We start from the raw sequence: 22276 nt of genomic DNA on the forward strand, positions 1-22276 counted from the left end.
GTGTGTAAGGAAATCATTCCCGGCGAATCCGGGAATGATTCCGGGCTTACTGCCGGGCGCGCAGCTGCTGTTGCAAGTTCTGGATCTGCGCCTGAAGGGTGTTGATGTTGCGGGTGACCTGGCCGCGGAAAGCGTCGAACTCAGCGGTATTGGCCGAGCCCTGGACAGGCGCCGGGCGATTGTCCTGCTCGCTTTTGAGCACGACGATGTCCTGTTCCAAGCGCTCGATGGCGGCGCTCGGGTTGCCTTGCTTCTTCAAAGCGGTGATGTCGGCGCCGAGGCTTTTCAGCTGAGCGTCGAACTTTTCAGTGTCTGCCGGGGCACTTTTCAGCGCAGCCACATCGCCGATCAAGACTTTGACCTGGGCCTGCAATTGCGTGTTCACCGTTTGGTGCTCAGTGCTCTGGGCAGTGACTTGCGCCAGGCGCTTGTCCAGATCGGTGGTTTGCGCGGTCATCTGCGCCAGACGTTTATCCAGGTCAGAAGTCTGACCAACCACGCCTTGCTGCTGCTTGCTCTGGTCCTGCAGCTTGCTTTCCAGCTGCTTGATTTGCATCTTCAAGGCTTCACTGTCGCTGGTGACGTTGGTCTGGCTGGCGACAACCTTGCCGGAAATATCCTGCAAGCGCCCCGCCGCTTCCTCACTGATGCGCGCGAAACTTTCCTGGGTCGCCACCAGTTGCTGTTCCATCAGCGAAATCTGCTGAAAGCTCCACCAGGCCAGGCCCGCGAAAGCAAAAAACAGCGCCCCGACCAGCGCCCACAACGGACCGGTGCTCGCCGCCTTGACCTTGGTCACCGGCGGCGTGCGCGAATGCACCGCGGTGCGAGAGGTCGGCGGAAAATCATCGTCGTCGAGGATGTCTGCACGCAGGCTCGGTACATCGTCGAAGTCGTCGTTGGCATCGTTACGCATGGACATTGAGTCAACCTTTGTGAAACGCGGTAATGGCTGGATGCGGCGAGTATAAACCCGACTGCCGCACCGATTGACCCTCAACCCCGTAGCGGGTTCAGTGTGCGCGGATGTCCTGAGCCTTCCACCAGCCGCAGAACTCATCGAGGGCCGTCCACAGACTGACTTTCGGATCGTAATCCAGATAATGCCGGGCGCGGCTGATGTCCAGGGTGAAATTTTTGTTCATTACCTGCATGCCCAGCCGCGACAGAGTCGGTTCGGGGCGGCCCGGCCACACCTTGCACACGCCTTCGTTGAGCGCCGCAACGCTGTAGGCCAAACCGTAGGAACGGTAGCGCGTAACCTGTGGGACTTCCATTTTGCGCATGACGTAATTGACCACGTCCCACAACGGCACCGGCGCTCCGTTGCTGATGTTGTACACCTTGCCCAACGCCGAACCGCTGGCCAGCAAACTGCTGAGCAACGCTTCATTGAGGTTCTGCACGCTGGTGAAATCGGCCACGTTGAGACCGTTGCCGATGATGGCCAGGCGTCCCTTGCGCTGCATTTTCAGCAGACGCGGGAAGATGCTCATGTCACCGGCACCGGTGACGAAACGCGGGCGCAGGGCCAGGGTTTCCAAACCGAACTCCTGGGCGCCGAAGACTTTTTGCTCCGCCAGGTATTTGGTCGCGGCGTAAGGGTGCTTGAAGCGCTTGGGCACCTGTTCTTCGGTCAAACCCAGGTGATCGCGACCATCGAAGTAGATCGATGGCGACGACAAGTGCACCAGACGCCGCACCCGCTGTTTCAGGCAGGCCTCGACCACATTTTCGGTGACCTGCACGTTGCCTTGATGAAAGTCCTGATAACGCCCCCACAAACCGACGGCGCCGGCGCAATGCACCACGGCCTCAACCTCGGAGCACAGCTCTCGGGCAAGTTCCGGGTCACTCAAGTCGCCCTGAACGAACTCGGCGCCACGCCGTACCAGATGCTCCACACCTTCGGCCCGGCGACCGTTGACCCGCACGTCCAGGCCTTGCTCCAGGGCGAAACGCGCAAAGCGCCCGCCGATGAAGCCGCTTGCGCCGGTGACCAGAATCTTCATGTATTGCTCCAAATGCAGTTGCAAGCCTCAAGCTTCAAGCTGCAAGTTAAAAACGGTCTGCAAGCGCTTCACTTGCGGCTTGCAGCTTGACGCTTAAGGCTGCTTCCAGGGCACCAGCCATTGCTTCGATGCCCGCACCAACTGATCGGTCAGCAACCCCAACAACTGACCGCCATTACGCCAATGATGCCAGTACAGCGGCACATCGATCGGCTTATCTGGCAAAAGCTCCAGCAAAACGCCGCGCTCCAGTTGTTCGCGAACCTGCAGTTCCGGCACCAGCCCCCAACCGAGACCCGCTTCGGTCAAACGGATAAAGCCTTCAGACGAGGGACATAGATGATGCTCGAATCCGCCATCGACGCCGAGGGACGCAAGATACCGATGTTGTAGGAAATCGTCCGGGCCGAACACCAACGCCGGGGTTCGGGCCAACTGATCGGCGCGCACACCTCCTGGAAAATGCCGGGCAATGAAGGCCGGACTGGCCAAGGCTCGATAGCGCATCGCCCCGAGCAAAACACTTCGCGCACCGGCCACCGGCCGCTCACTGGCACACAGACACCCCGCCACCTCACCGGCACGCATGCGCTTGAGGCCGACCGTCTGGTCTTCCACGATCAAATCCAGCAGCACATGTTGTTGCGCGCAAAAATCCCCCACGGCCTGCGCCCACCAAGTGGCGAGGCTGTCGGCATTCAAGGCGATCCGCAAACGCTCCGGCAGGCCTTCTTCGTCCAGTGCCGGCACCAGGCTTTGCAAATCACGCTCAAGCAAACGGACCTGCTGCACATGGTTGAGCAAACGCCGGCCGATCTCGGTCGGAGACGGCGGCGTTGCCCGCACCAACACGGGTTGGCCGACGCGTGCTTCGAGCAACTTGATGCGTTGGGAAATCGCCGATTGCGACAAACCCAAGACCTGGGCCGCCCGTTCAAAACCGGCCTGCTCGACCACCGCGGCCAAGGCAGAAAGCAATTTATAGTCGAACATCAGTTTTCCTAATGAGCGATCAGTAATATTGGTTTTTCTTATACTACGTCCTGCCCGAGAATGACCAGCAAGAACTCTTGAACAGGAAATACCGACATGGCTGGCGAAACTTCATTGGCAACGCTGCTGCGCAGCATGAGCCCGCAACTCAACGCCGGCGAATACGTGTTCTGCACCCTGCGCGACGGCAAGTTGCCCGCAGGCCTTGAGGTTGTCGGCAGCTTCCGCGAGCAGGAAGGTCTGACCGTCATTCTCGAACGTTCCCACGCCGAACAGGCAGGTTTCAGCTTCGACTACGTCGCGGCCTGGATCACCTTGAACGTGCACTCGGCCCTCGAAGCCGTCGGCCTGACCGCCGCGTTCGCCACGGCGCTGGGCAAGGCCGGTATCAGCTGCAACGTGATCGCCGGTTACTACCACGACCATCTATTCGTCGGCCAGGCCGATGCCGAACGCGCCATGCAAGTGCTGCGGGATCTGGCAGCCAACGCGGAGTAAAAAATCATGTGGCAAAGCTATATGAACGGCCTGTTGGTAGCGTTCGGCCTGATCATGGCGATCGGTACTCAAAATGCATTTGTACTGGCGCAGAGCCTGCGTCGGGAACATCACTTGCCGGTCGCGGCGCTGTGCGTAGCTTGCGACGCGTTGCTGGTGGCGGCCGGGGTATTCGGGTTGGCGACGGTGTTGGCGCAAAACCCGACTTTGCTGGCCATCGCCCGTTGGGGTGGTGCAGCGTTTCTGCTGTGGTACGGCAGTCAGGCACTGCGTCGTGCCTTCTCGAAGCAGAGCCTGCAACAAGGCGAAAACCAGACCGTGCGCTCGTTGCGGGCAGTGATGCTCAGCGCTTTGGCGGTGACGCTGCTCAATCCGCACGTTTATCTGGACACCGTGTTGCTGATCGGCTCCCTGGGTGCGCAACAGACCGAGCCCGGCGCCTACGTCGTGGGCGCGGCGAGTGCCTCGTTGCTGTGGTTTTTCACATTGGCGTTGGGCGCCGCGTGGTTGGCGCCATGGCTGGCGCGGCCGAGTACTTGGCGCATTCTTGATCTGTTGGTGGCAGTGATGATGTTCGCGGTAGCGTTCCAGTTAATCAGCGCCGGCTGATTTATTCCAAAAGGCTCTGGAACCTCTATTCCACACAGTTGTTGCGTGGTTATGCCGCACCCCCGGTGCTATGATCCGACCCTGCGCCGCAAAGAGTATAAAACTCCCCGGCGCTTGTCTGGCCGCCCGTGATCGGCCTTGCGCTCACCGCACCTGACCTGATTAGGAGATCCACCATGGCTTTCGAATTGCCGCCACTGCCTTACGCACACGATGCTCTGCAGCCGCACATTTCCAAGGAAACTCTGGAATTTCACCACGACAAGCACCACAACACCTACGTCGTGAACCTGAACAACCTGGTGCCAGGCACCGAGTTCGAAGGCAAGACCCTGGAAGAAATCGTCAAGACTTCCTCGGGCGGCATCTTCAACAACGCCGCTCAGGTCTGGAACCACACTTTCTACTGGAACTGCCTGGCTCCAAACGCCGGCGGTCAACCAACCGGCGCACTGGCTGAAGCCATCAACGCAGCCTTCGGTTCGTTCGACAAGTTCAAGGAAGAGTTCAGCAAGACTTCCATCGGCACCTTCGGTTCCGGTTGGGGCTGGCTGGTTAAAAAGGCTGACGGTTCCCTGGCCCTGGCCAGCACCATCGGCGCCGGCAACCCGCTGACCAACGGCGACACCCCGCTGCTGACCTGCGACGTCTGGGAACACGCTTACTACATCGACTACCGCAACCTGCGTCCGAAGTACGTTGAAGCGTTCTGGAACCTGGTCAACTGGAAATTCGTGGCTGAGCAGTTCGAAGGCAAAACCTTCACCGCTTAAGCTCGATGCCGGTCAAAAAACCCGGCTTATGCCGGGTTTTTTTATGGGGGATGATTTTCAGGATATGCGGTGTCCTGGAGGCCGTCATCGCCAGCAGGCTGGCTCCCACAGTTGGATTGGGTGCATCTGCAGAAATCAGGTCGGCTGTCAGGTCGTCATCGCGGGCAAGCCTTGCTCCTACAGACAAATCATATACATCCGCAAAACCACGCCAATTTCCCACGATGAAACCAGCCTTCCCCCCCTTGCCCCCGCGCCACAGCCGTCTAACATCTATCAAAAGGAAAATATCTCCCCATCCCCCCTCAAGTTGAAGGACTCGACAACCGACACAGTACTAATCGGAGCAATACGCAAAAACTGCATATCGGCCAAGCTGCAGGCAAAATCCCGCATGGATGATTGACCCTTTGACTGCCATCACGGGATTGCCAATACTCATGGCAACTTGATGCTACCCGCACGGAACAAGGAATAGCCCTTTGAAGCTGGAACTCAAGAACAGCTTGTCGGTGAAGTTGCTCCGGGTCGTGCTCCTGTCGGCATTGATCGTCGGCGTGGTCTTGAGCTGCGCGCAGATCGTTTTCGATGCCTATAAAACACGCCAGGCCGTCGCCGGTGATGCCGAACGCATCCTCGACATGTTCCGCGACCCTTCGACCCAGGCCGTCTACAGCCTGGACCGGGAAATGGGCATGCAGGTGATCGAAGGCCTGTTTCAGGACGACGCCGTGCGTCAGGCCTCCATCGGCCACCCCAATGAAGCCATGCTCGCGCAGAAATCCCGTGAGCTGCAGCACTCCAGCAGTCGCTGGCTGACCGACCTGATCCTTGGCAAGGAACGCACCTTCACCACCCAATTGGTCGGTCGCGGGCCTTACAGCGAGTATTACGGTGACTTGAGCATCACCCTCGACACAGCGACTTACGGCCAGGGCTTTATCGTCAGTTCGGTGATCATCTTCATTTCCGGCGTTTTGCGCGCTTTGGCGATGGGGCTCGTGCTGTATCTGGTCTATCACTGGCTGCTGACCAAACCGCTGTCGCGGATCATCGAGCACCTGACCGAAATCAATCCGGACCGCCCCAGCGAACACAAGATTCCGCAGCTCAAGGGCCACGAGAAAAACGAACTGGGGATCTGGATCAACACCGCCAACCAGTTGCTGGAGTCCATCGAGCGCAACACCCATTTGCGCCACGAAGCGGAAAACAGCCTGTTGCGCATGGCCCAGTACGATTTCCTCACCGGCCTGCCGAACCGCCAGCAGTTGCAAACGCAGCTGGACAAGATCCTCGTCGACGCTGGAAAACTGCAACGACGGGTCGCGGTATTGTGCGTAGGCCTCGATGACTTCAAGGGCATCAACGAACAATTCAGCTACCAGACCGGCGACCAGTTGCTGCTGGCCCTGGCCGATCGCCTGCGAGCACACAGCGGACGGCTTGGTGCCCTCGCCCGCCTCGGCGGCGACCAGTTCGCCCTGGTGCAGGCCGATATCGAACAACCCTACGAAGCCGCCGAACTGGCCCAAAGCATTCTCGATGACCTGGAAGCGGCGTTTGCCCTCGATCATCAGGAAATCCGCCTGCGCGCCACCATCGGCATCACCCTGTTCCCCGAGGATGGCGACAGCACTGAGAAGCTACTGCAAAAAGCCGAGCAGACCATGACCCTGGCCAAGACGCGCTCGCGCAACCGTTATCAGTTCTACATCGCCAGCGTCGACACCGAGATGCGCCGCCGTCGCGAGCTGGAAAAAGACCTGCGCGACGCCCTGGCCCGCGAGCAGTTCTATCTGGTCTACCAACCGCAAATCAGCTACCGCGATCACCGGGTGGTCGGCGTGGAGGCGTTGATTCGCTGGCAACACCCGGAACACGGGCTGGTTCCGCCGGACCTGTTCATCCCGCTGGCCGAGCAGAACGGCACCATCATTGCCATTGGCGAGTGGGTGCTGGATCAGGCCTGCAAACAGTTGCGCGACTGGCACGACCAGGGTTTCAGCGACCTGCGCATGGCGGTGAACCTGTCCACCGTGCAACTGCACCACGCCGAGTTGCCAAGGGTGGTCAACAACCTGCTGCAAATGTATCGCCTGCCACCGCGCAGCCTGGAACTGGAAGTCACCGAGACCGGCCTGATGGAAGACATCAGCACCGCCGCCCAGCATTTGCTCAGCCTGCGGCGCTCCGGCGCCCTGATCGCGATCGACGACTTCGGTACGGGCTACTCGTCCCTGAGCTATCTGAAAAGCCTGCCGCTGGACAAGATCAAGATCGACAAGAGCTTCGTTCAGGACCTGCTCGATGACGACGACGACGCGACCATCGTTCGCGCCATCATCCAGTTGGGCAAGAGCCTGGGCATGCAGGTGATCGCCGAAGGCGTGGAAACCGCCGAGCAGGAGGCCTACATCATTTCCGAAGGCTGCCACGAAGGTCAGGGTTATCACTACAGCAAACCGCTGCCGGCCCGGGAATTGGGTGCCTATCTGAAGCAAGCCCAGCGCAGTAACGCGGCTATTTTGTGATCCCCTGTGGGAGCGAGCCTGCTCGCGATGGACGTCGAGGCGCCGCGTTCATTCAGACTGCACGCGTTATCGTTGACGTCCATCGCGAGCAGGCTCGCTCCTACAGGGTGAAGCGTGCTCTTTCGTGAATAAGAAATATTTCCAAGCACAACCCTTTACACATAATGCGAAAGATTTGCATTATGTGGCAGTTTTGCGCGCTGCAAGCGCCATTCCACCCCCTCTCGAAGCAGGATGTTCGCCATGATTCGTATGCCTCTGGCTACCGCCAGTCTGTTGGCCATCGCTATTTCCCTCGCCGGCTGTGGTGAAGGCAAAGACAAAGAAAAAGCTGCCGCTCCTGCGCCGGCTGCCAGCACCGCTGCTGCCCCGGCTACTCCAGCCGCCGCACCTGCCGCTGCCGGTAAAGTCGACGAAGCTGCCGCCAAAGCCGTTGTCGCGCATTACGCCGACATCGTTTTCGCTGTTTACAGCGATGCCGAATCCACCGCGAAAACCCTGCAAACTGCCGTCGACGCTTTCCTCGCCAAGCCGAACGCCGACACCCTGAAAGCAGCCAAGGCTGCCTGGATCGCTGCCCGCGTTCCTTACCTGCAGAGTGAAGTATTCCGCTTCGGCAACACCATCATCGATGATTGGGAAGGTCAGGTGAACGCCTGGCCACTGGACGAAGGCCTGATCGACTACGTCGACAAATCCTACGAGCACGCACTGGGTAACCCGGGCGCCACCGCCAACATCATCGCCAACACTGAAATCCAGGTCGGCGAAGACAAGGTCGACGTGAAGGACATCACCCCGGAAAAACTCGCCAGCCTGAACGAGTTGGGCGGTTCCGAGGCCAACGTCGCCACCGGCTACCACGCCATCGAATTCCTGCTCTGGGGCCAGGATCTGAACGGCACCGGCCCTGGCGCCGGCAACCGTCCGGCTTCGGACTACCTGGAAGGCAAAGGCGCCACCGGCGGTCACAACGATCGCCGTCGCGCTTACCTGAAATCCGTGACCCAGCTGCTGGTCAGCGACCTGGAAGAAATGGTCGGTAACTGGAAGCCGAACGTGGCCGACAACTACCGCGCCACCCTGGAGGCCGAGCCGGCTGAAAGCGGCCTGCGCAAAATGCTGTTCGGCATGGGCAGCCTGTCCCTGGGCGAACTGGCGGGCGAGCGCATGAAGGTTTCCCTGGAAGCCAACTCCCCGGAAGACGAACACGATTGCTTCAGCGACAACACCCACAACTCGCAGTTCTACGATGCCAAAGGCGTTCGTAACGTGTACCTGGGCGAATACACCCGCGTCGACGGCACCAAAATGACCGGCGCCAGCCTGTCGTCCCTGGTGGCCAAGGTTGATCCGGCTGCCGACACTGCACTGAAAGCCGACCTGGCTGCTACCGAAGCCAAGATGCAGGTCATCGTTGATCACGCCAACAAGGGTGAGCACTACGACCAGCTGATCGCTGCCGGCAACACCGCTGGCAACCAGATCGTCCGTGACGCCATCGCTTCGCTGGTCAAGCAGACCGGTTCGATCGAAGCCGCCGCTGGCAAACTGGGCATCGCCGACCTGAACCCGGACAACGCTGATCACGAGTTCTGATCAACGCTGACTGACTAAAAAGGCGACCTTCGGGTCGCCTTTTTTATAACTGCCACAACACATCCCCCTGTAGGAGCTGAGCTTGCTCGCGATAGCGGTAGCACATTCAACATCGATGCTGCCTGACCCGACGCCATCGCGAGCAAGCTCGGCTCCTACAAATAAAGCAAACGATAATTCCTCTTATTCAAAACCCCCTGCCCTGTTAGACTTTGCGCCTTTATTTTGCTCGTCTTGCAGGATGTCTGATGCCCTCGCTGCCTCTTCGCTTGTCCGCACTGTTTCTGGCCCTGGGCCTGAGTGCCTGCGATGACGCCCCGCGTTTTACCAAGGCAGAACCCGGAGAAGCCCGCTCCGGGGGAAGTACAACCGTGCGCAAGACCGATCAAAATGCGTTTTCGTTGCCCTCGGCCAACCTGCCACCCTCGCGGCGTGTGGACTTCAGCGTCGGCAACAGCTTCTTCCGCAATCCCTGGGTGATCGCCCCGTCGACCACCACCGCCCGTGACGGCCTCGGTCCGCTGTTCAACACCAATGCGTGCCAGGGTTGCCACATCAAGGACGGCCGCGGCCATCCGCCCGAGCCCAATGACTCGAATGCGGTATCGATGCTGGTGCGCCTGTCGATCCCCGATGATCCGCTCTACGCAAAAATCATCGAGCAGCAGGGCGTTGTGCCGGAGCCGGTGTACGGCGGACAGTTCCAGGACATGGCCGTGCCCGGTGTTGTCCCGGAAGGCAAAGTGCGGGTTGAATACACACCGATAAAGATGCGTTTCAAGGACGGCACCGAAGTCGAACTGCGCAAACCGAGCTTGAACATCACCCAATTGGGCTACGGCCCGATGCATCCCGACACGCGTTTCTCTGCACGGGTAGCACCGCCGATGATCGGCCTGGGTTTGCTGGAAGCCATTCCGGAAGAGGCGATCCTGGCCAATGCCCAAGCGCAGGCAAAGGACAACAACGGCATCGCCGGACGCCCGAACCGGGTCTGGGACGATGCTCAGCAAAAGACTGTTGTGGGACGATTTGGCTGGAAGGCCGGGCAACCGAACCTCAACCAACAAAATGTTCACGCGTTTTCGGGTGACATGGGCCTCACCACCAGCCTGAGACCCTTTGATGACTGCACCGATACACAAACCGCCTGCAAACAGGCGCCGACTGGTAACGGCCCCGATGGCGAGCCGGAAGTCAGCGACAACATCCTGCGTCTGGTGCTGTTCTACACTCGCAACCTCGCCGTACCTGCGCGTCGCGATGTCGGCACGCCTGAAGTGCTGGCCGGCAAAAATCTGTTTTATCAGGCCGGTTGCCAGTCCTGTCACACGCCGAAATACACCACCGCCGCCAACGCCGCCGAACCTGAACTGGCCAGTCAAGAGATTCGCCCGTACAGCGATTTGCTGCTGCACGACATGGGCGACGGCCTGGCCGACAACCGCACTGAATTCCAGGCCGGTGGCCGCGACTGGCGCACTCCGCCGTTGTGGGGCATCGGTTTGACCGAATCGGTCAGTGGCCACACCCAGTTCCTGCACGACGGCCGTGCCCGCAACCTGCTCGAAGCCGTGCTCTGGCATGGCGGCGAAGCGCAAGCGGCACAGCAACAGGTTTTGACTTTCAATGCCGAGCAGCGCGCTGCGTTGCTGGCGTTCCTGAATTCCCTTTAACACGCATTCCACTTGCGGGAGCCCGACATGTTCCGTCCCAAATTGTTGTTCACCAGCCTTGCCGCGCTAGCCCTGGGCGCCTGTTCGCCACAGGACCCGCAGGCCGTCACTTCGGCAGCAATCGCCAAATCGGTGATTCTGCCGACCTACACCCGCTGGGTTGAAGCCGACCGCCAACTGGCCGTCAGCGCCCTCGCCTATTGCGAAGGCAAGGAGACCCTGGACACCGCCCGTGCCGACTTCCTGCACGCGCAAAAAGCCTGGGCCGAGCTGCAACCGTTGCTGATCGGGCCGCTGGCCGAGGGCAACCGTGCCTGGCAAGTGCAATTCTGGCCGGACAAGAAAAACCTCGTCGGCCGCCAGGTCGAACAATTGGTCACGGCGCAGCCACAGATTGACGCCGCCGCGCTGGCCAAGTCCAGCGTTGTGGTCCAGGGTCTGTCGGCCTACGAATACATCCTGTTCGACAGCAAGCCTGACGTGGCCAACGCCGAGCAAAAGGCCAAGTACTGCCCACTGCTGGTCGCCATTGGTGAACGTCAGAAGCAACTGGCCGAAGAGATTCTGAAAAGCTGGAACAACACCGACGGCATGCTCGCGCAAATGAGCAAATTCCCGAACCAGCGTTACGCCGACTCCCACGAAGCGATCGCCGATTTGCTGCGCGTGCAAGTTACTGCCCTCGACAGCCTGAAGAAAAAACTCGGCACGCCGATGGGCCGCCAGACCAAGGGCGTTCCGCAACCGTTCCAGGCCGACGCATGGCGCAGCCAGTCGTCCCTGGCCGGGATGGAAGCCAGTCTCGCCGCGGCCAAAACCGTGTGGGAAGGTGTCGACAACAAAGGCATTCGCGGCCTGTTGCCGAGCGAGCAAAAGCCGTTGGCCGACAAGATCGACGCCGCCTACGCCGCCTCGTTGAAACTGTTCGCCAGCAACCAGCGCTCGCTGACCGAAATGCTCAATGACGACGCCGGTCGCCAGCAACTGAACGATATCTACGACAGCCTCAACGTCGTCCACCGCCTGCACGAAGGCGAACTGGCCAAGGCGCTGGGCATCCAACTGGGCTTCAACGCCAACGACGGTGACTGATGAGGGCGAGTGCCATGCTGCGACGTCAGGCTCTGACCTTAGGGAGTTTGCTGCTGGGAGCAGTGACACTGGGCGGCTGGAAGCTGTTCAGGCAGAAGGATGCCAGCCCGTTGCTGCTTTCGGCGCGGGACGATACTGATGGCAAGCATTACGCCGTCGGATATCGGCTGGACGGCACCCGGGTGTTTGCCACCCAGGTCGGCCAGCGCTGCCACGACATCATCAATCACCCGACGCTGCCGATCGCGCTGTTTGTCGCCCGGCGTCCCGGCACCGAGAGCTACCTGATCGACTTGCGTGACGGCACGCTGCTGCAAACCGTGACGTCGCAGCCGAACCGGCACTTCTACGGTCACGCGGTGATTCATCACAGCGGCGACTGGTTGTACGCCACCGAAAACGACACCAGCGATCCAGGTCGCGGCCTGCTCGGTGTGTATAAGTTCGAAGGTGAGCGACTGGTGCACAGCGGAGAGATTTCCACCCACGGCATCGGCCCGCATCAAGTGTCGTGGATGCCCGATGGCGAAACGCTGGTGGTGGCCAACGGCGGCATCCGCACCGAAGCCGAAAGCCGGGTCGAGATGAACCTCAATGCAATGGAGCCAAGCCTGGTCCTGATGCAGCGCGATGGCACTCTGCTGAGCAAGGAAACGCTTCCCCAGCAAATGAACAGCGTGCGTCACCTGGGCATTGCCAGCGACGGCACCATCGTCGCCGGCCAGCAATTCATGGGCGCTTCGCACGAAAAATCGGAACTGCTGGCGATCAAGCGCCCCGGCCAGCCGTTCGTGGCATTCCCGGTGCCCGAGCATCAGTTGCAGGCCATGGGGCACTACACCGCGAGCGTCGCTGTACACAGTGATTTGCGGCTGGTGGCCTTGACCGCGCCACGGGGCAACCGCTTTTTCATCTGGGACCTGGATAGCGGTGAAGTGCGCCTGGACGCGCCGCTTCCCGATTGCGCCGGGGTTGGTGCGGTGGCCGACGGGTTTGTCGTGACCTCGGGCCAGGGCCGCTGCCGCTACTACGATTGCCGCCAGACAGATCTGGTTGCAAAACCACTGGAGCTGCCGGCAGGGCTCTGGGACAACCATCTTCACCTCATCTGAAAACACCCTTCTCTTTGTAGGAGCCGAGCTTGCTCGCGATGACGGCCGCACATGCAGCATCATGCTGACTGACACACCGCTATCGCGAGCAAGCTCGGCTCCTACAAGGGCAGAGCGTACCTGTAAAAACTGGCAGTTGGATTACCCTTCCCAGTCGCGGTAATGTGCCCCACTGTCTCACCTGATTTTCTCCAAGGAACTGGAAATATGCTGCGTCGCCGCATGCTGATCATGTTGGGTGTTGTTCTGTTGATCGTGCTGGTCCTGGCCGGTTACAAAGCCTTCTACACGATGATTCAAGGCTTCTCCGCGCCGAAACCTCCGATCAGCGTCGCTGTGGCCACGGCGACCGAACGGCCATGGCAAGCCCGCCTGCCCACGGTCGGCACGCTCAAGGCATTGCAAGGGGTGGACCTGAGCCTTGAGACCGACGGGACTGTCATCGATGTACAGTTCGAATCAGGGCAGAAGGTCAAGGCCGGCCAGCCGATCGTGCGGCTGGACAGCGCCGTGGAAAGCGCCCTGCTGGAAACCGCACAGGCCGACCTCGGCCTGGCGCAGGTGGATTACTCCCGCGGCAGCCAACTGGTCGGCAGCCAGGCCATTTCCAAAGGTGAGTTCGACCGACTCTCGGCAGTCCTGAAAAAGAGCAAGGCCACGGTCAACCAGCTCAGGGCTGCACTCGGCAAAAAAAGCATTCTCGCTCCGTTCAGCGGCACCATCGGCATTCGTCAGGTGGATGTCGGCGACTACGTCGCCACCGGCACCATGATCGCCACCCTGCAGGACCTCAGCAGCCTCTACGTCGACTTTTTCGTGCCCGAGCAATCGGTGCCGAAGATTGCCGTCGGCCAACCCGTGCAGCTTATTGTCGCGGCTTATCCGACCGAGGAATTCCCCGGCACCATCAGCGCCATCAACCCGAAAGTCGAAAACAGCACCCGCAACGTGCAGGTCCGCGCGACCCTGGCCAACCCTGACGGCAAGCTGCTGCCGGGGATGTTCGCCAGCCTGCAGGTCATGTTGCCCGATCCGCAGCCGCGCATCGTCGTACCGGAAAGTGCGATCACCTACACGCTCTACGGCAATTCGGTCTATGTCGCCACCCAGAAGAAAGCCGAAGACGGCAGTGTCGAAAAGGACGACAAAGGCCAACCGATCCTTATCGCTGAACGGCGCTTCGTCGAAACCGGCGAGCGTCGCGACGGGATGGTGATGGTCACCAAAGGCGTGCAGAACGGTGAAACGGTTGTCACGGCCGGCCAGATCAAACTGGACAACGGTGCGCACATCGCCATCAGCGACGACAAGACCCTGGCCGAAAAGAACAGTCAGCCTCGCGCTGACTGATCAAGGAACCTCCAATGGCTTTTACTGACCCGTTCATCCGCCGCCCGGTGCTCGCCACCGTGGTCAGCCTGCTGATCGTGCTGCTGGGCTTTCAAGCCTGGAGCAAGTTGCCGCTGCGCCAATACCCGCAAATGGAAAACGCCCTGATCACGGTGACCACCGCGTACCCCGGGGCCAACGCCGAAACCATTCAGGGCTACATCACCCAGCCGATGCAGCAAAGCCTGGCCAGCGCCGAGGGCATCGACTACATGACCTCGGTCAGTCGGCAGAACTTCTCGGTGATCTCGATCTACGCGCGTATCGGCGCCAACAGCGATCGCCTGTTCACCGAACTGTTGGCCAAGGCCAACGAGGTCAAGAACCAATTGCCTCAGGACGCCGAAGACCCGGTCCTGAGCAAGGAAGCCGCCGACGCCTCGGCGCTGATGTACATCAGCTTTTTCAGTAAGGAACTGAGCAACCCACAGATCACCGACTACCTGTCGCGGGTGATCCAGCCAAAACTCGCGACCTTGCCGGGCATGGCCGAAGCCGAGATTCTCGGCAACCAGGTGTTCGCCATGCGCCTGTGGCTGGACCCGGTGAAACTCGCCGGTTTCGGGCTGACGGCCAGTGACGTGACCAACGCGGTGCGCCAGTACAACTTCCTCTCCGCTGCCGGCGAGGTGAAGGGCGAGTACGTGGTGACCAGCATCAACGCCAGTACCGAACTCAAGTCCGCCGAGGCCTTCGCCGCGATCCCGCTGAAGGTCGACGGCGACAGTCGCGTGTTGCTGCGCGATGTGGCACGGGTCGAGATGGGCGCGGAAAACTACGACACCATCAGCTCCTTCGGCGGTACGCCCTCGGTGTACATCGGCATCAAGGCCACGCCCGGCGCCAACCCGCTGGACGTGATCAAGGAAGTGCGCAAGATCATGCCGGACCTTGAGGCTCAGCTGCCGCCGAACCTCAAGGGTGAAATCGCCTACGACGCCACGCTGTTCATTCAGGCTTCCATCGATGAAGTGGTGAAAACCCTGTTCGAAGCGGTGCTGATCGTGATCGTGGTGGTGTTCCTGTTCCTCGGTGCACTGCGTTCGGTGGTGATCCCGGTGGTCACCATCCCGCTGTCGATGATCGGCGTGATGTTCTTCATGCAGATGATGGGCTACTCGATCAACTTGCTGACCCTGCTGGCGATGGTGTTAGCCATCGGTCTGGTGGTGGATGACGCGATCGTGGTGGTGGAAAACATCCACCGCCACATCGAGGAAGGCAAGACACCGACGGACGCCGCAATCGAGGGCGCCCGGGAAATCGCCATGCCGGTGGTTTCGATGACCATTACCCTGGCGGCCGTGTATGCACCGATCGGCTTCCTGACGGGGCTTACCGGGGCCTTGTTCAAGGAATTCGCCCTGACCCTGGCCGGTGCCGTGGTGATTTCCGGCATCGTGGCGCTGACATTGTCGCCGATGATGTGCGCCTTTTTGCTGCGTCACGATGAAAACCCCAGCGGTTTGGCCCATCGCCTGGATATGATTTTCGAAGGCCTCAAACGCCGATATCAACGCATGCTGCACGGCACGCTCAATACCCGGCCGGTGGTGCTGGTGTTCGCGGTGATCGTGCTGTGCCTGATTCCGGTGTTGCTCAAGTTCACCAAGTCGGAACTGGCGCCGGACGAGGACCAGGGCATCATCTTCATGATGGCCAACGCCCCGCAACCAACCAACCTCGATTACCTGAACACCTACACCGACGAGTTCATCTCGATCTTCAAGGCGTTTCCCGAGTACTACTCCTCGTTCCAGATCAACGGCTTCAATGGCGTGCAATCGGGGATCGGCGGTTTCTTGCTCAAACCGTGGAACGAGCGCAGCCGGACGCAGATGCAGATCCTGCCCGATGTTCAGGCCAAGCTTGAAAGTATCCCGGGATTGCAGATTTTCGGCTTCAACCTGCCGTCATTGCCGGGTACCGGTGAGGGGCTGCCCTTCCAGTTCGTCATCAATACCGCCAACGATTACGAGTTGCTGCTGCAAGTGATGGACCGGGTGAAGAAACGCGCGATGGAATCCGGTCAGTTCGCTTTCGTCGACGTTGACCTGGCTTTCGACAAGCCTGAGGTGGTGGTGGATATCGATCGCGCCAAGGCCGCGCAGATGGGCGTTTCGATGCAGGACCTCGGGGGAACACTGGCGACCTTGCTGGGTGAAGCCGAGATCAACCGTTTCACCATCGAAGGTCGCAGTTACAAAGTCATTGCCCAGGTTGAACGCCCCTTCCGGGATAACCCGGACTGGCTGAACAATTATTACGTGAAGAACACCCAGGGTGAGCTACTGGCCCTGTCGACCCTGATCACGGTGACCGACCGGGCGCGGCCACGGCAACTGAACCAGTTTCAACAACTCAACTCGGCGATCCTTTCCGGGGTACCGCTGGTCAGCATGGGCGAGGCCATCGATACCGTGCGCCAGATCGCCCGGGAAGAGGCGCCCGCGGGCTTTGCAATCGACTATGCCGGTGCATCACGACAATACGTTCAGGAAGGCAGTGCGTTGTGGGTCACCTTTGCCCTGGCATTGGCGATCATCTTCCTGGTACTGGCCGCCCAGTTCGAAAGCTTCCGCGATCCGTTGGTGATACTGGTGACGGTGCCATTGTCGATCTGTGGTGCATTGATACCGCTGTTTCTCGGCTGGTCGAGCATGAACATCTATACCCAGGTCGGGTTGGTGACGCTGATCGGGCTGATCAGCAAACACGGCATCCTGATCGTCGAATTCGCCAACCAGTTGCGCAAGGACAAGGGCCTGACAGCCCGCGAGGCCGTGGAAGAAGCGGCGGCCATTCGTCTGCGGCCCGTGTTGATGACGACCGCCGCGATGGTATTCGGCATGGTGCCGTTGATCATCGCGACGGGTGCCGGGGCGGTCAGCCGGTTTGATATCGGGACGGTGATTGCGACGGGAATGTCGATCGGCACGTTGTTCACTTTGTTTGTGCTGCCGTGCGTGTACACGTTGCTGGCCAAGCCCGATAAGCCCTGACACCGTTGAACTTGTGGGAGCGGGCTTGCTCGCGAAACGGTATTTCAGTCAACATCCCTGTTGCATGTTCAGCCGTCTTCGCGAGCAAGCCCGCTCTCACATTAGATAAGCGTGATGGCCGGACAACCGGGGCAAACAAAAAAGGCCTCGCATCAGCGAGGCCTTTTATTTTGGCTTCATTCTGTTCAACTTTGCGGCCTCATTCCTTGAGACAGACCGAACATGAACAGCAACAAATCATGGTCGGGCTGGGTAGCCACGGTTGTTTTGGCAACCCGTGGCAATGGGCAATATTCGCCGTTCGCTGAACTGAGAACTTGCGTGCGTGGCTGCTCCCAGGCAGCCACCGCGAGTGAAGCAACTGCCAAGGCTCCTACCAGAAACAAACCTCGCGCAACTTCGAGTTTCATTGCTATAAACCTTTGATAGCGCTGCCAAACGCCGTCTTATAAAGGTAGACGAGTTTTTCCCAATCCGTAGGGCTGAACGACGAGTGGCGACGCAGTTGCTTCATATCATGGGCTGCCGCCTGATGGGCGGTCAGACGCTGCCGGCACTTCTCCAGATCGATCAACGCGACCTCGACCGTGGCGGCGTCACCTTCACCGGTCACGCGCACGAACACGTGCTTGATATAGAGGCAGCTGTGCTGCCAACGACCCTTGTGCATGCGCGCCAGGTTGTCCGCCAACTCCTTCAGGACTCGATCGTGCACCGCCTCACCGTGACGCTCGCGGCCACCACCGGCGTACCAGTGTTCGATTTCTTCGAAGCCGTCCAGTGATTTGGTGACCAGCAATGCGCGCCATTTGTGCACCGGATCGCGCTGTGCCCCGCAAAAAACGATTTCCGGAACGCGCACGCCAAGCGCACTCACACCGGTGAGCGCATCGCGTTCGCGCAACACCGTCGGCCGCCCGAAGGGGTGCAGCAAGCTACGGTGAATATGGCCGGTTTGTCGCTTCGCGTAGAGCAACTGACCATCGCTACCCACGATGCGCTGCACGCCACTTTCTCCTCCGCGACGGACGTTGGGCTCTTCTACCCATTCACCGCGCTGATTCCAGAAATAGTCGAAGCGGTCCTGGGAAACGACGTTCGATCCTGCTGCACACTGCACTGCCATCCTGTTACCTCTTGCGTAATACGTAAACCCGCCACATGGCATAGAGCGGCAAAAAGTCCAGACGTTCCTGAATTCTGAAACCCGCTTGTTCAAATTCCTTTTCTACCGTAACAGCCGGTAACACAAAACGATTTTGGTAACCTTCCTGCCCACGGGTTCTCTCTGCGCGCTTGCGTTTCCACGCCTTGAAATTACCGTCGACCCACAGCGAAAGGACAACGCTGTCGCGGGTGACGCGTTCGAATTCGCGCAGAATGGCCAGTCGATGCTCGGCTTCACCGATGTGATGGAGCAAACGCATGCAGAAAATGCTGTCGACGGCGTTATCAGGCAAGGCGATGTCGAATGCAGAAGTGTGCAAGGGTTGTACCCGTTTGACCACTTCGGCGGGTTGTGCCTCTGTAGCAATCTTGATCATGGACTCGGAGTTGTCGGCGCCGATGATCACCCGGTTGGGTTTTTCTGCCAGCAACGGCCAGAATCGTCCTGCGCCGCAGGGCAAATCGAGGACCAGACCCGGCTCACCGATCAGTGTCAGCGCTTTGCGCGCCAGCTGCTCATCGCGCCAATGGGACAGTCGACGGCCAAGGCCATCCTGGTGTTTACGCAGGTAGCGTTGCGCGTGTTGATCGTCGTATTTTTCGGAAAAATCCAGCTTGATTGGACCGGCCATCACCAAGGTCTCCTTGCACTTCTGATGGCATCCACCTTAGGCAGCGCAATGTCAGTGCCAAGTCATCCAATTGTGAAAAAATTGTCATGTAAAACCCTGAAGTGTTTCCAGGCTTTGCAAAACAAACTGGAGCCGGCCAGCGAAATGCAACTAAGACGCCTGCAATTGCACCTCAAAACGACAGCCATGGGGCTCCATGTTCGTCAGGCTGACGCTCCAGCCCTGGTTTTCACAGATCCGTTGCACCAGCGACAGCCCCAATCCCAGGCCTTCGCCACGTTTTTCATTACCTCGCACGAAAGGCTCGAACATCGCCTCGCGTTTCTCTTCGGGAATGCCCACGCCGCTGTCTTCGACCAGGAACCCCGTGGCGGTCAAGGTTAGTCGGATGAACCCGCGTTCGGTGTAATGCAGTGCGTTACGCAGCAGGTTTCCCATCACTGCATTGAGGAAAGTGGCGTTGTAGCGAATGTTCTGTGGCTGGCCCGGATCAAAAACCAGGGTCAGGCCTTTGGTCTCGATCGGCCCGCGCCACTGACCGATCAAGCCATCGGCCACGCCGCTGAGCGTTTGCTGCGGTGACATGCCGGCATCTTCGCGCTGAGCGCGGGCGAGCATCAGGAAAGTTTGAACCAGCTCGCGCATTTCTTCGCTGGCTCGGGCGATTCGTTCGACCTGAGCACGACCGCGCTGGTCGATGCCCGGATTTTCCAGCAGCAACTCGCAAGAACTGGCCAACACCATCAACGGCGTGCGCAGTTCATGACTGACATCACTGGTGAACAAGCGCTCCCGGGTCAATGCCTGACGCAGGCGGCCGAGGGTGGCATCGAAGGCCACGGCCAACTCACCCACTTCATCGGCCGCATAATCTGGCGCCAGAGGCGGCGCCAAGCCCAACAACTGATCACGATGACGAACCTGCCGAGCCAATCGCACAACAGGCGCCATCACCTTGCGCGCCAGCACCCAGCCGAGGAAAACCGCCAATGCCAGGCTGAGCACGAAGCCTACGAGGACGACGGCAAACAGCACCCGTTCACGCTCTTCGAAATCGCTCTGGTCCTGCAGCAACACATAGCGCCGACCGTCGACGATCTCGACCATCGCGTGGTACGACAGCTGCTCGCGGAAGACCTCGTGAAATCCCGAGTCCAGATGACGCAAATCCTTGGGCAGCTCAAAATCGCCCGGTCCGCCGCTGAAATAGAACAACTGGTCCGGTTCCGGGCGATGGCTCCAGTCGGAGACGTTGTCCATCAGCAACAGCCGTTGCAAGTCGCCGCCCAGGCCAGCCGAGATCAGTTTTTCTTCCACCAGGTGCACGGTGGCGACGATGCCCATGGCAAAGGCGCCCGCTACCAGTGCGCTCATCAGCGCAAAGGCAATGATGATCCGTTGAGCAAGGCTCTGCTTAAACTCCATCACGGCCCTCGGCCAAGCGATAACCCACACCGTGCACGGTTTGCAGCAACGGTTTGGCGAACGGTTTGTCGATCACCTGACGCAACTGGTGGACGTGGCTGCGCAGGCTGTCGCTGTCCGGGCAGTCGTCGCCCCACAACGCTTCTTCGAGAATTTCCCGGCGCAATACGTGAGGGCTTTTCTGCATCAGCACCGCCAGCAGCTTCAATCCCACCGGGTTGAGTTTGAGCAATCGGCCTTCGCGGGTGACTTCAAGCGTGTCGAGGTCATAGATCAAGTCACCGACTTGCAAGGTGCGACGCCCACCGCCCTGGGCACGGCGCATGACGGCCTCGATGCGCGCCGCCAGCTCAGACAGGGCAAATGGCTTGATCAGGTAATCGTCGGCACCGGACTTGAAGCCCTGCAACCGGTCGTCCAGTTGATCGCGCGCGGTGAGCATGATTACTGGCGTGTCGCGACGGGCATCTTCACGCAGGCGTTTGCACAGGGTGTAGCCGTCGATGCCGGGCAGCATGATGTCGAGCACGATCAGGTCGTAATGCTCGGTGGCCGCCAGATGCAGGCCCGACAAACCGTCCTGTGCACAATCCACGGTATATCCTTTGAGCCCCAGGTAATCGGCCAGATTGGCGAGGATATCGCGGTTGTCTTCAACCAATAAAATTCGCATGGGCACCTTCTCCGTACACAGTAACGGCCGTCTTGGCCCGCGCAGCTTAAGGCCAAGTGTGGCTCAGGGCTAGGATTGCGTGCGGCTGGCATGGCTGAAATCAAACGTTTGCAGGGTTAACGACTTTTTCACTATCGATTCACACGTTGACGACAGGATCGGGTTCAAACTCTGCGCGGCTGCGCATTTCAGAACACTTTCCCAACCAAGGAACCCGCATGGCTTCGACCCTTGTCCGCCCCGCTTCTCGCCCGCTCAACTTCTGGGTTTGCCTTGGAGTTCCTGCCGTTGCGGCAATCATTCTGGTGCTGCTCGAACTGACGTCTCTGGACATGGACCTGGCCAAACTGTTCTACGACCCGGCCGCCGGGGATTTCATCGGTCGACACAGTTATTTCCTGGAAACGGTCCTGCACGATCGCGCCAAACAAGTGGTCATCGCTTTCTCGGTATTTGCCATCCTTGGCTTTGCCGGCTCGTTTTTCATGGCAAGGCTCAAGCCGTTCAAACGGGAATTGGGCTGTCTGGTGCTGTCCCTGGGTTTGGCGACGTCCTTTGTCACGCCGATGAAAGCGGTGACGGCGGTGCAATGCCCGTGGAGCCTTGAACAGTTCGGCGGGCATGAGACCTACAGTGAATTGCTGAGCCCTCGACCGGCTACGGAAAAACCGGGCCGCTGCTGGCCGGGTGGTCATGCGGCAACCGGGTTCACGCTGTTTGCGTTGTTCTTTGTGTTGCGTGATCGTCGCCCACGACTGGCACGGGCGGCGTTTGTTTTTGCCTTCGCCCTCGGCACGGTGTTTTCCATTGGACGGATGATGCAGGGTGCGCACTTTTTCTCGCACAACGTGTGGACGGCAGTGTTCTGCTGGCTGATTTGTTTGGGGTCGTATTACTGGATTCTTTATCGGCCGGCATCCAGCGTTGAACGAGTAGACAAGGCCGAACCGGTAAGGGCTTGATAGAAGATCAAAAGATCGCCCGAGCGCGGACCGAGCCCTCGGGCGATCCTTTGACTTTGATGTTTGTAAAAGGCAATAAAAAACCCCGCCTGCTTTCGCAGGCGGGGTTTTTAGTACAGGGGTGAGGC

Annotated in this window: 20 protein-coding genes; 11 read left to right on the top strand and 9 right to left on the bottom strand. The window is 59.6% G+C overall.

What is annotated here, in order from left to right; translation table 11 throughout:
• Positions 1-46: 46 nt before the first annotated feature.
• From V6Z53_RS27230 to V6Z53_RS27240, 3 genes are all read right to left on the bottom strand, one after another.
• Entirely contained in the window at positions 47-922 is an 876-nt protein-coding gene (locus V6Z53_RS27230) for an ATPase (RefSeq protein WP_338582717.1), read from the bottom strand.
• A 91-nt stretch (positions 923-1013) separates the two neighbouring features.
• Positions 1014-2012 (bottom strand): NAD(P)-dependent oxidoreductase, encoded by a 999-nt coding sequence (locus tag V6Z53_RS27235; RefSeq protein WP_338582718.1) that lies wholly within the window; start codon positions 2010-2012, stop codon positions 1014-1016.
• Between the two features lie 93 nt (positions 2013-2105).
• Positions 2106-3005: a LysR family transcriptional regulator ArgP gene (locus tag V6Z53_RS27240; RefSeq protein ID WP_338582720.1), complete on the bottom strand. Its 900-nt coding sequence runs from the start codon at positions 3003-3005 to the stop codon at positions 2106-2108.
• A gap of 96 nt (positions 3006-3101) precedes the next feature.
• On the opposite strand from V6Z53_RS27240, the gene V6Z53_RS27245 reads away from it, so the two are divergent.
• From V6Z53_RS27245 to V6Z53_RS27255, 3 genes are all read left to right on the top strand, one after another.
• The gene (locus V6Z53_RS27245; RefSeq protein WP_338582722.1) at positions 3102-3503 is read left to right on the top strand and encodes an ACT domain-containing protein; all 402 of its coding nucleotides are present in this window, start codon (positions 3102-3104) and stop codon (positions 3501-3503) included.
• 6 nt (positions 3504-3509) lie between these two features.
• Positions 3510-4112 (top strand): LysE/ArgO family amino acid transporter, encoded by a 603-nt coding sequence (locus V6Z53_RS27250; protein WP_338582724.1) that lies wholly within the window; start codon positions 3510-3512, stop codon positions 4110-4112.
• Positions 4113-4288: 176 nt separating this feature from the next.
• Positions 4289-4885: a Fe-Mn family superoxide dismutase gene (locus V6Z53_RS27255; protein WP_008022038.1), complete on the top strand. Its 597-nt coding sequence runs from the start codon at positions 4289-4291 to the stop codon at positions 4883-4885.
• Here V6Z53_RS27255 and V6Z53_RS27260 read toward each other — a convergent pair.
• The gene (locus V6Z53_RS27260; RefSeq protein WP_338582726.1) at positions 4875-5108 is read right to left on the bottom strand and encodes a hypothetical protein; all 234 of its coding nucleotides are present in this window, start codon (positions 5106-5108) and stop codon (positions 4875-4877) included. The genes V6Z53_RS27255 and V6Z53_RS27260 overlap by 11 nt on opposite strands.
• Before the next feature lie 259 nt (positions 5109-5367).
• Here V6Z53_RS27260 and V6Z53_RS27265 point away from each other — a divergent pair, with 259 nt between their 5' ends.
• The 7 genes from V6Z53_RS27265 (at position 5368) to V6Z53_RS27295 (ending at position 17289) form a co-directional block, all read left to right on the top strand.
• A complete protein-coding gene (locus tag V6Z53_RS27265) occupies positions 5368-7419 on the top strand; it encodes an EAL domain-containing protein (protein ID WP_338582727.1) in 2052 nt (683 codons plus the stop codon).
• Between the two features lie 243 nt (positions 7420-7662).
• Positions 7663-9018 carry an imelysin family protein gene (locus V6Z53_RS27270; protein ID WP_338582729.1) on the top strand — a complete coding sequence of 452 codons (1356 nt, stop codon included), beginning with the start codon at positions 7663-7665 and terminating at the stop codon, positions 9016-9018.
• 248 nt (positions 9019-9266) lie between these two features.
• Complete coding sequence (locus V6Z53_RS27275; protein WP_338582731.1) at positions 9267-10694, top strand: di-heme oxidoredictase family protein; 1428 nt, start codon at positions 9267-9269, stop codon at positions 10692-10694.
• A gap of 27 nt (positions 10695-10721) precedes the next feature.
• Positions 10722-11786, top strand: coding sequence for an imelysin family protein (locus V6Z53_RS27280; protein WP_338582733.1), 1065 nt, complete (start codon positions 10722-10724; stop codon positions 11784-11786).
• Between the two features lie 14 nt (positions 11787-11800).
• Positions 11801-12898, top strand: a complete 1098-nt coding sequence (locus V6Z53_RS27285; protein WP_338582735.1) for a DUF1513 domain-containing protein — start codon at positions 11801-11803, stop codon at positions 12896-12898.
• A gap of 207 nt (positions 12899-13105) precedes the next feature.
• The gene (locus tag V6Z53_RS27290; RefSeq protein WP_338582737.1) at positions 13106-14248 is read left to right on the top strand and encodes an efflux RND transporter periplasmic adaptor subunit; all 1143 of its coding nucleotides are present in this window, start codon (positions 13106-13108) and stop codon (positions 14246-14248) included.
• 14 nt (positions 14249-14262) lie between these two features.
• Positions 14263-17289, top strand: coding sequence for a multidrug efflux RND transporter permease subunit (locus V6Z53_RS27295; protein WP_338582739.1), 3027 nt, complete (start codon positions 14263-14265; stop codon positions 17287-17289).
• 185 nt (positions 17290-17474) lie between these two features.
• On the opposite strand, the gene V6Z53_RS27300 is transcribed toward V6Z53_RS27295, so the two are convergent.
• The 5 genes from V6Z53_RS27300 to colR all read right to left on the bottom strand — a co-directional run bounded on the left by V6Z53_RS27300 (position 17475) and on the right by colR (position 21186).
• The gene (locus V6Z53_RS27300; RefSeq protein WP_338582741.1) at positions 17475-17699 is read right to left on the bottom strand and encodes a hypothetical protein; all 225 of its coding nucleotides are present in this window, start codon (positions 17697-17699) and stop codon (positions 17475-17477) included.
• A gap of 2 nt (positions 17700-17701) precedes the next feature.
• Positions 17702-18415 carry a lipopolysaccharide kinase InaA family protein gene (locus tag V6Z53_RS27305; protein ID WP_338582743.1) on the bottom strand — a complete coding sequence of 238 codons (714 nt, stop codon included), beginning with the start codon at positions 18413-18415 and terminating at the stop codon, positions 17702-17704.
• A 4-nt stretch (positions 18416-18419) separates the two neighbouring features.
• A complete protein-coding gene (locus V6Z53_RS27310) occupies positions 18420-19088 on the bottom strand; it encodes a class I SAM-dependent methyltransferase (protein ID WP_338582745.1) in 669 nt (222 codons plus the stop codon).
• A gap of 150 nt (positions 19089-19238) precedes the next feature.
• Positions 19239-20513 (bottom strand): HAMP domain-containing sensor histidine kinase, encoded by a 1275-nt coding sequence (locus V6Z53_RS27315; RefSeq protein WP_338582747.1) that lies wholly within the window; start codon positions 20511-20513, stop codon positions 19239-19241.
• The gene (gene colR / locus V6Z53_RS27320; protein WP_095132512.1) at positions 20503-21186 is read right to left on the bottom strand and encodes a two-component system response regulator ColR; all 684 of its coding nucleotides are present in this window, start codon (positions 21184-21186) and stop codon (positions 20503-20505) included. Before colR ends, V6Z53_RS27315 begins: the two co-directional genes overlap by 11 nt.
• A gap of 218 nt (positions 21187-21404) precedes the next feature.
• Here colR and V6Z53_RS27325 point away from each other — a divergent pair, with 218 nt between their 5' ends.
• Complete coding sequence (locus V6Z53_RS27325; protein WP_338582750.1) at positions 21405-22148, top strand: phosphatase PAP2 family protein; 744 nt, start codon at positions 21405-21407, stop codon at positions 22146-22148.
• Positions 22149-22276: the final 128 nt, after the last annotated feature.

Source organism: Pseudomonas sp. MAG733B (genome assembly GCF_036884845.1).
Classification (GTDB): Bacteria; Pseudomonadota; Gammaproteobacteria; order Pseudomonadales; family Pseudomonadaceae; genus Aquipseudomonas.

What these genes read in the sequence shown, in the direction of transcription:
- V6Z53_RS27295 (WP_338582739.1), top strand. Translation starts at nt 14,263, where the DNA reads ATGGCTTTTACTGACCCGTTCATCCGCCGCCCGGTGCTCGCCACCGTG.
- V6Z53_RS27240 (WP_338582720.1), bottom strand. Translation starts at nt 3,005, where the DNA reads ATGTTCGACTATAAATTGCTTTCTGCCTTGGCCGCGGTGGTCGAGCAG.
- V6Z53_RS27285 (WP_338582735.1), top strand. Translation starts at nt 11,801, where the DNA reads ATGCTGCGACGTCAGGCTCTGACCTTAGGGAGTTTGCTGCTGGGAGCA.
- V6Z53_RS27310 (WP_338582745.1), bottom strand. Translation starts at nt 19,088, where the DNA reads ATGGCCGGTCCAATCAAGCTGGATTTTTCCGAAAAATACGACGATCAA.
- V6Z53_RS27255 (WP_008022038.1), top strand. Translation starts at nt 4,289, where the DNA reads ATGGCTTTCGAATTGCCGCCACTGCCTTACGCACACGATGCTCTGCAG.
- V6Z53_RS27245 (WP_338582722.1), top strand. Translation starts at nt 3,102, where the DNA reads ATGGCTGGCGAAACTTCATTGGCAACGCTGCTGCGCAGCATGAGCCCG.
- V6Z53_RS27305 (WP_338582743.1), bottom strand. Translation starts at nt 18,415, where the DNA reads ATGGCAGTGCAGTGTGCAGCAGGATCGAACGTCGTTTCCCAGGACCGC.
- V6Z53_RS27275 (WP_338582731.1), top strand. Translation starts at nt 9,267, where the DNA reads ATGCCCTCGCTGCCTCTTCGCTTGTCCGCACTGTTTCTGGCCCTGGGC.
- colR (WP_095132512.1), bottom strand. Translation starts at nt 21,186, where the DNA reads ATGCGAATTTTATTGGTTGAAGACAACCGCGATATCCTCGCCAATCTG.
- V6Z53_RS27300 (WP_338582741.1), bottom strand. Translation starts at nt 17,699, where the DNA reads ATGAAACTCGAAGTTGCGCGAGGTTTGTTTCTGGTAGGAGCCTTGGCA.
- V6Z53_RS27250 (WP_338582724.1), top strand. Translation starts at nt 3,510, where the DNA reads ATGTGGCAAAGCTATATGAACGGCCTGTTGGTAGCGTTCGGCCTGATC.
- V6Z53_RS27270 (WP_338582729.1), top strand. Translation starts at nt 7,663, where the DNA reads ATGATTCGTATGCCTCTGGCTACCGCCAGTCTGTTGGCCATCGCTATT.
- V6Z53_RS27325 (WP_338582750.1), top strand. Translation starts at nt 21,405, where the DNA reads ATGGCTTCGACCCTTGTCCGCCCCGCTTCTCGCCCGCTCAACTTCTGG.
- V6Z53_RS27290 (WP_338582737.1), top strand. Translation starts at nt 13,106, where the DNA reads ATGCTGCGTCGCCGCATGCTGATCATGTTGGGTGTTGTTCTGTTGATC.
- V6Z53_RS27235 (WP_338582718.1), bottom strand. Translation starts at nt 2,012, where the DNA reads ATGAAGATTCTGGTCACCGGCGCAAGCGGCTTCATCGGCGGGCGCTTT.
- V6Z53_RS27230 (WP_338582717.1), bottom strand. Translation starts at nt 922, where the DNA reads ATGTCCATGCGTAACGATGCCAACGACGACTTCGACGATGTACCGAGC.
- V6Z53_RS27280 (WP_338582733.1), top strand. Translation starts at nt 10,722, where the DNA reads ATGTTCCGTCCCAAATTGTTGTTCACCAGCCTTGCCGCGCTAGCCCTG.
- V6Z53_RS27315 (WP_338582747.1), bottom strand. Translation starts at nt 20,513, where the DNA reads ATGGAGTTTAAGCAGAGCCTTGCTCAACGGATCATCATTGCCTTTGCG.